Source organism: Kosakonia sacchari SP1, from assembly GCF_000300455.3.
Taxonomy (GTDB): domain Bacteria; phylum Pseudomonadota; class Gammaproteobacteria; order Enterobacterales; family Enterobacteriaceae; genus Kosakonia; species Kosakonia sacchari.
On the sequence record NZ_CP007215.2, the window covers coordinates 4,840,614 to 4,854,285 of the forward strand.

Consider the following 13,672-nt stretch of genomic DNA (forward strand, 5'->3'; position numbering starts at 1 on the left):
TAGTAATGGCTCACAACAGAGTTTCTGGCGAGAAAAACAGCCTTTTGCGTGGGTTCAGGTATAATCGCCGCATGCTTTGATGATGGAGACGACCATTTTGACTAACTGGAATTATCAACAGACGCACTTTGTCACCAGTGCGCCTGATATTCGCCACTTACCCGCCGATACTGGCATTGAAGTGGCTTTTGCTGGCCGCTCCAACGCAGGTAAATCGAGCGCACTTAATACCCTGACCCACCAGAAAAACCTGGCGCGGACCTCGAAAACGCCCGGCCGTACGCAGCTGATCAACTTGTTTGAAGTCGCTGAAGGCAAACGTCTTGTCGACTTGCCGGGTTACGGTTATGCGGAAGTGCCGGAAGAGATGAAACTCAAATGGCAACGCGCGCTGGGTGAATACCTCGAAAAACGCCAGTGCCTGCAAGGTTTGGTAGTGCTGATGGATATTCGTCATCCGCTGAAAGATCTTGATCAGCAGATGATCCTGTGGGCAGTCGAGAGCAATCTGCAAGTGCTGGTGCTGCTGACCAAGGCGGATAAACTGGCCAGCGGCGCGCGGAAAGCGCAGCTGAATATGGTGCGTGAAGCCGTGCTTGCTTTTAACGGCGACATACAGGTGGAAACTTTCTCGTCGCTGAAGAAACAGGGCGTGGACAAGTTACGTGAGAAACTGGATGGCTGGTTCAATAACCTGCCGCCAGTGGAAGAAGAAACGGGCGAGTAACCTTCATATCAAGCGTGGCATTCGCCGCGCTTTTTTCTTTATTTCTTTTGCACAATAAAAAACGCCCCAGTCATTTCTGACTGGGGCGGCTAAATATTCAGCCAAATCCGATTACGTGAAGTAAAAGGTCTGAAAGATAGAACATCTTACCTCTGTACCCTACGCAAATAACTCTACTCTCTTTTTAGATCCGGACAAAGCACTTTTTGTAATTTCTTTTCAATTTTTACATAGGGAATTCTAATGATTGTCACAAAACTGACGGCTATTTGTTGCTTACTTACAGAAAAAGCCCTTTACCCGCCGTATACTTAGTGCGCTTGATCCCAGTTTTGACCACTTCCGACTTCCACCAGCAACGGCACATCCAGTTTGGTGCTGCTCTCCATCAGTTCATGGATCTTTTTCGATACGGCCTCAACATCATCTTTGTGCACTTCAAACACCAGTTCATCGTGCACCTGCATGATCAACCGCACGCGCGGTTTCTCGCTTTGCAACCAGCTATCTACAGCGATCATGGCGCGTTTAATGATGTCGGCTGCCGTGCCTTGCATTGGGGCATTAATCGCCGCACGTTCCGCACCGGCTCGTCTGGCACCATTGCTGGATTTGATGTCCGGCAGGTAAAGACGACGCCCGTCCAGGGTTTCAACATAGCCACGATCTTTAGCCTGTGCGCGAGTGCGCTCCATATATTCCAGCACACCAGGGTAACGCTCGAAGTAGAGATCCATGTACTTCTGCGACTCTTTACGCGGGATATTGAGCTGACGCGATAAGCCAAAGGCGCTCATGCCGTAAATCAGCCCAAAGTTGATCGCTTTCGCGCTGCGGCGCTGCTCGTTACTGACGCTTTCCAGTGGCAAACCAAACACTTCTGCCGCCGTTGCGCGGTGAATGTCTTTACCTTCTGCAAATGCAGATAGCAGACCTTTGTCGCGTGACAGGTGCGCCATAATACGCAGCTCAATTTGCGAGTAGTCCGCCGAGACAATGACGTAATCTTTCGGCGCGATAAAGGCCTGGCGGATACGGCGGCCTTCCTCATTACGTACCGGAATATTTTGCAGGTTCGGATCGGTCGAAGATAAACGGCCCGTTGCCGTCACTGCCTGATGATACGAGGTATGCACACGCCCGGTTTTCGGGTTAATCATCAGCGGCAGCTTATCGGTATAGGTCGATTTCAGCTTCGCCAGCCCACGATGTTCGAGAATAACTTTTGGCAGCGGGTAATCCAGCGCGAGCTCTTCGAGCACCTCTTCCGACGTCGACGGCGCACCGCCAGGCGTTTTCTTTAACGGCTTAATGCCTTGCTTCTCAAACAAAATGGTTTGCAGCTGCTTGGTTGACGAGAGATTAAACGGCTCACCCGCAATTTCATGCGCCTTTTTCTCCAGCTCAGCCAGACGCAGCGTCAACTCTTCGGAGTGCTTGTGTAACACGGCGGGATCGATATTGACGCCGTTACGCTCGATACGCGAAATTACCGGCACCAGCGGCATTTCAATGTTCTGGAAGACGTTCAGCGGCCCGGCATTATTTTGCAGCTCCGGCCACATCTTCAAATGCAGTTGCAGTGTGACATCGGCATCTTCCGCCGCATAACGCCCGGCCTGCTCGAGATCAATCTGATTAAACGTCAGTTGGTTTTTACCTTTGCCGGCAATCTCTTCAAAAGTAATGGTTTTGTGCTTCAGCCAGCGCTCGGAGAGGCTGTCCATATCATGACGGCCAGCGACGCTATCCAGCGTGTAGGATTCCAGCATGGTATCGAAGGCAATGCCGCGCAGTTCAATGCCGTAATTTTCCAGCACACCGCGATCATATTTGAGGTTCTGCCCCACTTTACGGGCATTTTCATCTTCCAGCAGCGGTTTCAGTAATTCCAGTACGCGCTCACGCGGGATTTGATCCGGCGCATCAAGATAATCATGCGCAACTGGCACATAAGCCGCGATACCCGGTTCGGTCGCAAAGGAGAGGCCAACCAGATTGGCGCTGATATTATCGAGGCTGTCGGTTTCAGTATCGAAAGCAAAGAGCGGTGCGCTTTTCAGTTTGCCGATCCATGTTTGCAACGTCTCTTCATCGAGAATGGTGACGTAATTTTCCGCCGACAGCGCGGCTGCGGGAATATCCGCTTCTGCCTCAATCTCAATAGTTTCCTGCGGTTTCACCGCCGGTTTACTGCCTTTCGCCTGGAGCCACTTGCCCGCTTCTACATCTGCGCTCCAGCGTTTGAATTCATATTTCTTAAACAGCTCAAGGAGCGCCTGCGCCGCAGGTTGCTGAACTTCCAGCTGTTCGCAGGTCAGTTCCAGTTCGACATCTGTTTTAATAGTGGCCAGCTGGTAAGAGAGGTAGGCCACCTCTTTATTCTGCTCTAGTTTTGCCGCCATGGTTTTGGCACCGCGGAAGGTGAGCCCGGCGATTTTATCCGATTCGGCATAGAGCGTATCCAGGCCACCTAGCCCTTGTAGCAGCGCCTGCGCCGTTTTCTCGCCAACGCCCGGCACCCCAGGAATGTTATCTGAGGAGTCACCCATCAGGGCGAGGAAATCGATAATTAACGCCGGCGGGACGCCATATTTTGTGACGACTTCATCCGGGCCAAGGATCGTGTTGGTCATGGTATTGATAAGCGTAATATTTGGCGTCACCAACTGCGCCATATCTTTATCGCCAGTGCTTATCAACACGGGTCGACCCGCTTTTTCGGCTTCACGCGCCAGCGTGCCGATGACATCATCCGCTTCAACGCCAGAGACCGCCAGTAACGGCAATCCCATCGCTTTTACCATGGTGTGCAGCGGCTCAATTTGCGCACGCAAATCGTCCGGCATTGGCGGGCGATGAGATTTGTAATGCTCAAACAGTTCATCACGGAAGGTTTTGCCTTTCGCATCAAACACCACCGCAGCGTGTGTCGGCTGGTATTGCAAAATCAGGCTGCGCAACATGTTGAGCACGCCGTACATAGCGCCAGTAGGCTCACCGGCACTGTTGGTCAGCGGTGGAAACGCATGATACGCGCGATAAAGGTAAGACGAGCCGTCAACAAGGATAAGTGGGTTTTCTGGGATCTGAACCATGATGTCCATGCCTGTTTATCAAATTATGGTTAAAGGATGCCACAGACAGGGAGAAAACATGAGTTTTTCGCGGAAAATGCCGAAAAGATTTCGCGATCGTCGGGATCGCTCGCATAAACATCCTGTGGATAAGTTTGTGAATAGTTTTTGTCAGGCTGGACTTTTGTGCCATTTCGCCGATCGTAGGATTATACAAATTATTTATATTCAATTAGTTATACTATAAAAGCTGATCATTATTGCTATTTGCTGGCAATTTACGCTGTGTGGATATAAGTAATTTTGATTTGATTTATTGCCAATAATTGCTCAGGTATTACCAGCAAGGTTTAAGCATTCCTGATAACGGTTTTCTGTTAAGATCTGCGCCTTGCGCTTGTTTTAGTGTGCTTTTAGCAGCTAACTTTCTGAATAATATAACTATGTCGAGATTCCTTGCGGTAGCCACTCTAATTTTGAGTGTCCTGCTAACCATATTGGTTACCATTTTTTGCTCCGTGCCCATTATTATCGCCGGAATGCTCAAGCTGTTAATTCCCCTTCCTGCGGTATGGCGCGCGATCTCAACGTTTTGCAATTTTATGATGTATTGCTGGTGCGAAGGGCTTTCATTACTATTGCATCTCAACCCTTATTTAAAATGGGATGTTGAGGGGCTGGAAGGGCTGGATAAGAAAAACTGGTATTTGCTGATCTGCAATCATCATAGCTGGGCGGATATTGTGGTGTTATGCGTTTTGTTTCGTAAACATATTCCCATGAACAAATATTTCCTTAAACAGCAACTGGCGTGGGTACCTTTTATTGGTCTTGCTTGCTGGGCGCTGGATATGCCTTTTATGCGCCGTTACTCCAGAAGTTATTTGCTTCGCCACCCTGAGCGTCGGGGTAAAGATGTCGAAACCACGCGCCGTTCATGCGAGAAATTTCGCTTTCACCCAACCACCATTGTGAACTTTGTTGAAGGCTCACGCTTTACGGAAGAAAAGCGCCAGCAGACACGCTCTTCTTTCAAAAACCTGCTGTCGCCAAAAGCAGCAGGTGTTGCCATGGCGCTGAATGTATTGGGTAAACAGTTCGATAAATTGCTTGATGTTACGCTCTGTTACCCGGAAAACGACCGGACGCCATTCTTTGATATGCTCAGCGGTAAGCTGACGCGTATTGTCGTGCGAGTCAATTTATTGCCGGTGGATGAAGCGTTACATGGAGACTACGTTAACGATAAGAATTTTAAACGGAGTTTCCAGCAGTGGCTGAATAAACTGTGGCTTGGGAAAGACGAACTGATTGATACCATCAAAGCAGAATACAAAAACGCCGGTCAGTGACCGGCGTTATTTTTATTTCTTCTCAACCAGATATTTCACGGTGTTTGCGTAGTCCTGAACGAAGGCATCCAGGCTGCTGCCGTCCATGCCCTGCTGGTTAACCTGATATTTCCCGTTAACAAACATGGCCGGAACGCCCTGAAGTTGTAAATCCGCTGCCGCTTTTTCTTGCTGAGCAACCAGCGATTTCACCACGAAGCTGTTCCATGCAGCATCATACTCTTCGCCTTTCACACCCGCGCTGATGAAGACATCGCGAATATCAGCAACAGACTGCACGGTTTGCGTTTTCTGCACCGCTTCAAACAGCGGAGAGGTGATTTTATCTTCCACACCAAGTGCCATGGCTACAGCCCACGCCTGCGTCATCTCTTTACCCAGTGGACCTAAGAATTCCACGTGGTATTTGGTCATTTTTGTGCCCTCTGGCAGCTTCTTCTTCACCGCGTCAGCAATATGCCAAACTTGCTCGAAGTCGTAGCAGTGTGGGCAATAAAACGAGAAGAACTCAAGCACCTGCGGCTCGCCCGCTACTGGCTTATCAAGTGTAATGAATTGCTTACCGTCTGTCGGTTGTGCTGCTGAGGCGCTAAAAGCCAGAATCATTCCTGCCAGCGCCAGCCAAATCTTCTTCATGGTTAACTCTCTCCATTTAATACATTGGTGTTAATGCTAAAGGTGGTTCTTGAAGAACTTTCACCTGTTCAAGAAAAATCAATGTCTGTCTGTGCCAGTGATCTTCACTGCTTAGCCACGGAAAATTTTTGGGAAATGCCGGATCGTCCCAGCGACGAATCAGCCATGCTAGATAGTAAACCAGACGCATGGCGCGTAGCGGCTCGATTAACGCCAACTCAGCCACGTTGAATTCACTGAATTCTTCGTAGGCCTCGACGATCATCTCCAACTGCATACGCTGCTCGGCTTTATCACCGTGTAGCAACATCCACAGATCCTGTATGGCAGGACCGTTACGGGCATCGTCTAAATCAACAAACATTGGCCCGTCTCGCCAGAGAATATTCCCTGCATGGCAATCACCATGCAGACGCAAAAGATTAAAACGGTTATGCCATTGCGCCATTACAGCATCGATAAGCTTATCGGCTGCGCGCAAAAATTCATCCTTAAAACCAGAAGGAATGAGCGTTGATGTTTCAAAGAGTTGGCGTGGCTCAATCAGATATTCTTGAACGCCGATTTCCGGACGGCTTGTAAAATGCTTCTTACTGCCGGTTTGATGCATACGGCCAAGGTAGCGACCTACCCACTCCATTTGATCCAGGTTGTCGGCTTCAAACTGACGGCCACCAACGCTTGGGAAAACAGCGAAAAAGAAGTCCTGATGGGTGAGTAAGGTTTTATTATTGAAAGCGAGCGGCGCCGCGACTGGCACGTCATCACGCTGCAAATCTAAAGCAAATTCATGCTCTTCACGGATTTGTTGTGCAGACCAACGCTCCGGACGGTAAAACTTCACCACATAACGTTTGCGATCTTCATCCTGAAATTGATAAACGCGGTTTTCATAGCTGTTGAGCGGGGTAAGCCCGGAATCCACCCGGATCCCCTGCTCAAACAGCGCATCCATAATGGTATCCGGGTGTAATGTCTGGAAGGTAAAGGCGTTGCAGGTCATCCTGGGATCCGAAAATACGACGAATAGTTCAGGATATCATTTCGTAGCGTATTCGGTTGCGCCGCTTACAAGCTTTTACTCTTTAATTACGCCACGCGCGCGCAACAGCGCGGTTTTAAAATCCTCTTCATAATCTTTCTGAATGCCTGGGATCACCGCATCTTTCGAGGAGTCGCGCATTTTCAGATGATAGATCAGGATGTCATCACTTAAATCCACAAGGTCGCCTTGATAACCTGACTCTTGCGCCAGTTTCTGCAAAAATTGCACTAAATTAAGCTCTGGCTCTTTTTGCCATGCAGGCTGGAGAAGTTCGATAACTTCATTCAGGCGTTTACATTTCATAATCGTGCTCCTTACTCTGGGTACAGACACGTTAGCAGGGTAAAACCCACAATAAAAGAGGCGATAAGGGTGACAGACAGTAGTGCAGTAACAGGTGTGGTGCTGGCGGGAGGAAAAGCCTCGCGGATGGGTGGAAAAGATAAAGGGCTGCAGGAATTAAATGGCAAACCGCTGTGGCAACATGTTGCCGAACGGCTGGCACCACAGGTAACCAGCTTAGTTATTAGCGCCAATCAAAACCTTGAAATTTATCGCACCAGTGGCTTACCCGTCCTCACAGATACGCTGGATGATTTTCCTGGCCCGCTGGCGGGAATTCTCTCCGTTATGCAGCAAAGTGATGGGGAGTGGTTTCTATTTTGCCCGTGCGATACGCCACGTATACCAACGGATCTTATTACGCGGTTACAAAAGAACCGGCAGCATAATGCGCCTGCAATGTGGGTTAATGATGGCGAGAGAGATCACCCGGCAATTGCTCTGGTACATCGCAGCGTTTTACCATTTTTGCAGGACTATCTCACCAGCGGCGAACGTCGGGTGATGGTATTTATGCGACGAGCAGGAGGGCATGCGGTGGATTTTAGTGATGTGAAATCCGCCTTCGCCAATGTGAACACCCCAGATGATCTCGCGCACTGGCAGGAGAGAATATGATCCCATTACTTGCCATTGCCGCCTGGAGCGGAACAGGGAAAACGACGCTGCTTAAGAAGTTGATTCCAGCTCTCTGTGAACAAGGTATTCGCCCTGGGTTAATCAAACATACCCATCACGATATGGATGTTGATAAGCCTGGTAAAGACAGCTACGAATTACGTAAAGCAGGTGCGGCGCAAACATTGGTTGCCAGTTCGCAACGCTGGGCATTAATGACAGAAACGCCGGATGAGGCCGAGTTGGATTTGGCATATCTGATTAGCAGAATGGATGCAACAAAACTGGATCTGGTACTTATCGAGGGTTTTAAACACGAGCCTGTGCCCAAAATCCTGCTCTGGCGGCATGACTGTGGTCATGATTTAGCGGAGCTGGTGCTGGACGAGCATGTTATCGCCATTGCCAGTGATATCCCTCTAATGCATGGTGTGCCGGTACTAGACCTGAATGATATTGAGCAGATAGTCACGTTTATTATGCGCTGGATTAGGCAAGTGGATTAATTTGCTGGTACTGACTGCCTGTTTAACATGAAGCGTTCTGGCCTGGAACATAAAACAAAAAACCAGCAACCAGCATCGCAGGCATGAATTTCACTGCATAAAAACGCAAAAAGGCCATCCGTCAGGATGGCCTCTTCACTGGTTTGATGCCTGGCAGTTCCCTACTCTCGCATGGGGAGACCCCACACTACCATCGGCGCTACGGCGTTTCACTTCTGAGTTCGGCATGGGGTCAGGTGGGACCACCGCGCTAGTGCCGCCAGGCAAATTCTTTGTGCCCTGTCCTGTGTCTTTTGCACCAATACCGCGTTGGCTGCATTCACGAACGTCAGTCACATACTCCTGTATGCTCCCTCCGTCGTCTCATTTGCCGCCTTGTCTCTGCGCAAAATCCTTCGGACTCTGAATCAAAGCTGAAAATCTGTCTCTCACCGCCAAAACATCTTCGGCGTTGTAAGGTTAAGCCTCACGGTTCATTAGTACCGGTTAGCTCAACGCATCGCTGCGCTTACACACCCGGCCTATCAACGTCGTCGTCTTCAACGTTCCTTCAGGAGACTTAAAGTCTCAGGGAGAACTCATCTCGGGGCAAGTTTCGTGCTTAGATGCTTTCAGCACTTATCTCTTCCGCATTTAGCTACCGGGCAGTGCCATTGGCATGACAACCCGAACACCAGTGATGCGTCCACTCCGGTCCTCTCGTACTAGGAGCAGCCCCCCTCAATTCTCCAGCGCCCACGGCAGATAGGGACCGAACTGTCTCACGACGTTCTAAACCCAGCTCGCGTACCACTTTAAATGGCGAACAGCCATACCCTTGGGACCTACTTCAGCCCCAGGATGTGATGAGCCGACATCGAGGTGCCAAACACCGCCGTCGATATGAACTCTTGGGCGGTATCAGCCTGTTATCCCCGGAGTACCTTTTATCCGTTGAGCGATGGCCCTTCCATTCAGAACCACCGGATCACTATGACCTGCTTTCGCACCTGCTCGCGCCGTCACGCTCGCAGTCAAGCCAGCTTATGCCATTGCACTAACCTCCTGATGTCCGACCAGGATTAGCTGACCTTCGTGCTCCTCCGTTACGCTTTAGGAGGAGACCGCCCCAGTCAAACTACCCACCAGACACTGTCCGCAACCCGGATTACGGGTCCACGTTAGAACACCAGCCATTAAAGGGTGGTATTTCAAGGATGGCTCCACGCAGACTGGCGTCCACGCTTCAAAGCCTCCCACCTATCCTACACATCAAGGACCAGTGTTCAGTGTCAAGCTATAGTAAAGGTTCACGGGGTCTTTCCGTCTTGCCGCGGGTACACTGCATCTTCACAGCGAGTTCAATTTCACTGAGTCTCGGGTGGAGACAGCCTGGCCATCATTACGCCATTCGTGCAGGTCGGAACTTACCCGACAAGGAATTTCGCTACCTTAGGACCGTTATAGTTACGGCCGCCGTTTACCGGGGCTTCGATCAAGAGCTTCTCCTTACGGATGACCCCATCAATTAACCTTCCGGCACCGGGCAGGCGTCACACCGTATACGTCCACTTTCGTGTTTGCACAGTGCTGTGTTTTTAATAAACAGTTGCAGCCAGCTGGTATCTTCGACTGATTTCAGCTCCACGAGCAAGTCGCTTCACCTACATATCAGCGTGCCTTCTCCCGAAGTTACGGCACCATTTTGCCTAGTTCCTTCACCCGAGTTCTCTCAAGCGCCTTGGTATTCTCTACCTGACCACCTGTGTCGGTTTGGGGTACGATTTCGTGTTACCTGATGCTTAGAGGCTTTTCCTGGAAGCAGGGCATTTGTTACTTCAGCACCGTAGTGCCTCGTCATCACGCCTCAGTGTTAAAGCACTCCGGATTTGCCTGGAGCACACACCTTCACGCTTAAACCGGGACAACCGTCGCCCGGCTAACATAGCCTTCTCCGTCCCCCCTTCGCAGTAACACCAAGTACAGGAATATTAACCTGTTTCCCATCGACTACGCCTTTCGGCCTCGCCTTAGGGGTCGACTCACCCTGCCCCGATTAACGTTGGACAGGAACCCTTGGTCTTCCGGCGAGCGGGCTTTTCACCCGCTTTATCGTTACTTATGTCAGCATTCGCACTTCTGATACCTCCAGCAACCCTCACAGGCCACCTTCGCAGGCTTACAGAACGCTCCCCTACCCAACAACACATAGTGTCGCTGCCGCAGCTTCGGTGCATGGTTTAGCCCCGTTACATCTTCCGCGCAGGCCGACTCGACCAGTGAGCTATTACGCTTTCTTTAAATGATGGCTGCTTCTAAGCCAACATCCTGGCTGTCTGGGCCTTCCCACATCGTTTCCCACTTAACCATGACTTTGGGACCTTAGCTGGCGGTCTGGGTTGTTTCCCTCTTCACGACGGACGTTAGCACCCGCCGTGTGTCTCCCGTGATAACATTCTCCGGTATTCGTAGTTTGCATCGGGTTGGTAAGCCGGGATGGCCCCCTAGCCGAAACAGTGCTCTACCCCCGGAGATGAATTCACGAGGCGCTACCTAAATAGCTTTCGGGGAGAACCAGCTATCTCCCGGTTTGATTGGCCTTTCACCCCCAGCCACAGGTCATCCGCTAATTTTTCAACATTAGTCGGTTCGGTCCTCCAGTTAGTGTTACCCAACCTTCAACCTGCCCATGGCTAGATCACCGGGTTTCGGGTCTATACCCTGCAACTTAACGCCCAGTTAAGACTCGGTTTCCCTTCGGCTCCCCTATTCGGTTAACCTTGCTACAGAATATAAGTCGCTGACCCATTATACAAAAGGTACGCAGTCACCCCATCAAGAGGCTCCCACTGCTTGTACGTACACGGTTTCAGGTTCTTTTTCACTCCCCTCGCCGGGGTTCTTTTCGCCTTTCCCTCACGGTACTGGTTCACTATCGGTCAGTCAGGAGTATTTAGCCTTGGAGGATGGTCCCCCCATATTCAGACAGGATACCACGTGTCCCGCCCTACTCATCGAGCTCACAGCCTGTGTGCTTTTGTGTACGGGGCTGTCACCCTGTATCGCGCGACTTTCCAGACGCTTCCACTAACACACAAGCTGATTCAGACTCTGGGCTCCTCCCCGTTCGCTCGCCGCTACTGGGGGAATCTCGGTTGATTTCTTTTCCTCGGGGTACTTAGATGTTTCAGTTCCCCCGGTTCGCCTCATTAACCTATGGATTCAGTTAATGATAGTGTGACGAGTCACACTGGGTTTCCCCATTCGGACATCGCCGGCTATAACGGTTCATATCACCTTACCGGCGCTTTTCGCAGATTAGCACGTCCTTCATCGCCTCTGACTGCCAGGGCATCCACCGTGTACGCTTAGTCGCTTAACCTCACAACCCGAAGATGTTTCTTTCGATTCATCATCGCGCTGTAAAAATTTGAGAGACTCACAGAACAGTTCACACTGTTCAGTGTTTCAATTTTCAGCTTGATCCAGATTTTTAAAGAGCAAATATCTCAAACGTGACTCGCAAGTCAGTTTTGAGATACGGCTGGCAACGCCTTTCACACATTACCGCGCAAGTGGCGTCCCCTAGGGGATTCGAACCCCTGTTACCGCCGTGAAAGGGCGGTGTCCTGGGCCTCTAGACGAAGGGGACACGAAAATTGCATATCACGCGCTGCGTGATATTTTCGTGTAGGGTGAGCTTTCATTAACAGAAAGCGAGCGGCTTTATTTATTAAGCCTCACTCCCGACGCGTAAACGCCTTGCTATTTACTTTTCATCAGACAATCTGTGTGGACACTGCAGAGGCAGGTTCTTTAAGGTAAGGAGGTGATCCAACCGCAGGTTCCCCTACGGTTACCTTGTTACGACTTCACCCCAGTCATGAATCACAAAGTGGTAAGCGCCCTCCCGAAGGTTAAGCTACCTACTTCTTTTGCAACCCACTCCCATGGTGTGACGGGCGGTGTGTACAAGGCCCGGGAACGTATTCACCGTGGCATTCTGATCCACGATTACTAGCGATTCCGACTTCATGGAGTCGAGTTGCAGACTCCAATCCGGACTACGACGCACTTTATGAGGTCCGCTTGCTCTCGCGAGGTCGCTTCTCTTTGTATGCGCCATTGTAGCACGTGTGTAGCCCTGGTCGTAAGGGCCATGATGACTTGACGTCATCCCCACCTTCCTCCAGTTTATCACTGGCAGTCTCCTTTGAGTTCCCGGCCTAACCGCTGGCAACAAAGGATAAGGGTTGCGCTCGTTGCGGGACTTAACCCAACATTTCACAACACGAGCTGACGACAGCCATGCAGCACCTGTCTCACAGTTCCCGAAGGCACCAAAGCATCTCTGCTAAGTTCTGTGGATGTCAAGACCAGGTAAGGTTCTTCGCGTTGCATCGAATTAAACCACATGCTCCACCGCTTGTGCGGGCCCCCGTCAATTCATTTGAGTTTTAACCTTGCGGCCGTACTCCCCAGGCGGTCTATTTAACGCGTTAGCTCCGGAAGCCACGCCTCAAGGGCACAACCTCCAAATAGACATCGTTTACGGCGTGGACTACCAGGGTATCTAATCCTGTTTGCTCCCCACGCTTTCGCACCTGAGCGTCAGTCTTCGTCCAGGAGGCCGCCTTCGCCACCGGTATTCCTCCAGATCTCTACGCATTTCACCGCTACACCTGGAATTCTACCTCCCTCTACGAGACTCAAGCCTGCCAGTTTCGGATGCAGTTCCCAGGTTGAGCCCGGGGATTTCACATCCGACTTGACAGACCGCCTGCGTGCGCTTTACGCCCAGTAATTCCGATTAACGCTTGCACCCTCCGTATTACCGCGGCTGCTGGCACGGAGTTAGCCGGTGCTTCTTCTGCGGGTAACGTCAATGAATAAGGTTATTAACCTTACTCCCTTCCTCCCCGCTGAAAGTACTTTACAACCCGAAGGCCTTCTTCATACACGCGGCATGGCTGCATCAGGCTTGCGCCCATTGTGCAATATTCCCCACTGCTGCCTCCCGTAGGAGTCTGGACCGTGTCTCAGTTCCAGTGTGGCTGGTCATCCTCTCAGACCAGCTAGGGATCGTCGCCTAGGTGAGCCGTTACCCCACCTACTAGCTAATCCCATCTGGGCACATCTGATGGCAAGAGGCCCGAAGGTCCCCCTCTTTGGTCTTGCGACATTATGCGGTATTAGCTACCGTTTCCAGTAGTTATCCCCCTCCATCAGGCAGTTTCCCAGACATTACTCACCCGTCCGCCACTCGTCACCCGAGAGCAAGCTCTCTGTGCTACCGTTCGACTTGCATGTGTTAGGCCTGCCGCCAGCGTTCAATCTGAGCCATGATCAAACTCTTCAATTTAAAAGTTTGATGCTCAATGTTTCTTTAT

Annotated in this window: 9 protein-coding genes, 1 tRNA gene and 3 rRNA genes; 4 read left to right on the forward strand and 9 right to left on the reverse strand. The window is 50.7% G+C overall.

The window, feature by feature from the left end; all coding sequences use genetic code 11:
• Window positions 1–97 precede the first annotated feature (97 nt).
• Complete coding sequence (gene yihA, locus C813_RS45845; protein WP_025263780.1) at window positions 98–727, forward strand: ribosome biogenesis GTP-binding protein YihA/YsxC; 630 nt, start codon at window positions 98–100, stop codon at window positions 725–727.
• A 97-nt stretch (window positions 728–824) separates the two neighbouring features.
• Here yihA and C813_RS47755 read toward each other — a convergent pair whose 3' ends face one another.
• Together C813_RS47755 and polA are read right to left on the reverse strand one after the other, a co-directional pair.
• Window positions 825–872 carry a spot 42 RNA, inhibition of DNA synthesis gene (locus tag C813_RS47755; protein ID WP_071892919.1) on the reverse strand — a complete coding sequence of 16 codons (48 nt, stop codon included), beginning with the start codon at window positions 870–872 and terminating at the stop codon, window positions 825–827.
• A gap of 166 nt (window positions 873–1,038) precedes the next feature.
• Window positions 1,039–3,825 (reverse strand): DNA polymerase I, encoded by a 2,787-nt coding sequence (gene polA, locus C813_RS45850; protein WP_017460095.1) that lies wholly within the window; start codon window positions 3,823–3,825, stop codon window positions 1,039–1,041.
• Window positions 3,826–4,247: 422 nt separating this feature from the next.
• Here polA and C813_RS45855 point away from each other — a divergent pair, with 422 nt between their 5' ends.
• Window positions 4,248–5,156 carry an acyltransferase gene (locus C813_RS45855; RefSeq protein ID WP_017460094.1) on the forward strand — a complete coding sequence of 303 codons (909 nt, stop codon included), beginning with the start codon at window positions 4,248–4,250 and terminating at the stop codon, window positions 5,154–5,156.
• Window positions 5,157–5,168: 12 nt separating this feature from the next.
• Here C813_RS45855 and dsbA read toward each other — a convergent pair whose 3' ends face one another.
• The 3 genes from dsbA to C813_RS45870 all read right to left on the reverse strand — a co-directional run bounded on the left by dsbA (window position 5,169) and on the right by C813_RS45870 (window position 7,140).
• Window positions 5,169–5,792, reverse strand: a complete 624-nt coding sequence (gene dsbA, locus C813_RS45860; RefSeq protein WP_017460093.1) for a thiol:disulfide interchange protein DsbA — start codon at window positions 5,790–5,792, stop codon at window positions 5,169–5,171.
• Window positions 5,793–5,808: 16 nt separating this feature from the next.
• Entirely contained in the window at window positions 5,809–6,795 is a 987-nt protein-coding gene (locus C813_RS45865; protein ID WP_017460092.1) for a serine/threonine protein kinase, read from the reverse strand.
• Between the two features lie 75 nt (window positions 6,796–6,870).
• A complete protein-coding gene (locus C813_RS45870; RefSeq protein ID WP_017460091.1) occupies window positions 6,871–7,140 on the reverse strand; it encodes a YihD family protein in 270 nt (89 codons plus the stop codon).
• A 126-nt stretch (window positions 7,141–7,266) separates the two neighbouring features.
• Between C813_RS45870 and mobA the strand changes: the two genes are divergently transcribed.
• Window positions 7,267–7,797 (forward strand): molybdenum cofactor guanylyltransferase MobA, encoded by a 531-nt coding sequence (mobA, locus tag C813_RS45875; protein ID WP_025263781.1) that lies wholly within the window; start codon window positions 7,267–7,269, stop codon window positions 7,795–7,797.
• Window positions 7,794–8,303 carry a molybdopterin-guanine dinucleotide biosynthesis protein MobB gene (gene mobB, locus C813_RS45880; RefSeq protein WP_017460089.1) on the forward strand — a complete coding sequence of 170 codons (510 nt, stop codon included), beginning with the start codon at window positions 7,794–7,796 and terminating at the stop codon, window positions 8,301–8,303. The genes mobA and mobB overlap by 4 nt, the downstream gene beginning before the upstream one ends.
• A 148-nt stretch (window positions 8,304–8,451) precedes the next feature.
• On the opposite strand, the gene rrf is transcribed toward mobB, so the two are convergent.
• The 4 genes from rrf to C813_RS45900 form a co-directional block, all read right to left on the reverse strand.
• Window positions 8,452–8,567: ribosomal RNA gene (gene rrf, locus C813_RS45885) — 5S ribosomal RNA — on the reverse strand.
• A 191-nt stretch (window positions 8,568–8,758) separates the two neighbouring features.
• Window positions 8,759–11,664: ribosomal RNA gene (locus C813_RS45890) — 23S ribosomal RNA — on the reverse strand.
• A 194-nt stretch (window positions 11,665–11,858) separates the two neighbouring features.
• A tRNA-Glu gene (locus C813_RS45895) sits at window positions 11,859–11,934 on the reverse strand.
• A gap of 170 nt (window positions 11,935–12,104) precedes the next feature.
• Window positions 12,105–13,644, reverse strand: a 16S ribosomal RNA gene (locus tag C813_RS45900).
• Together the 16S, 23S and 5S rRNA genes with 1 tRNA gene alongside form the textbook arrangement of a ribosomal RNA operon.
• Window positions 13,645–13,672: the final 28 nt, after the last annotated feature.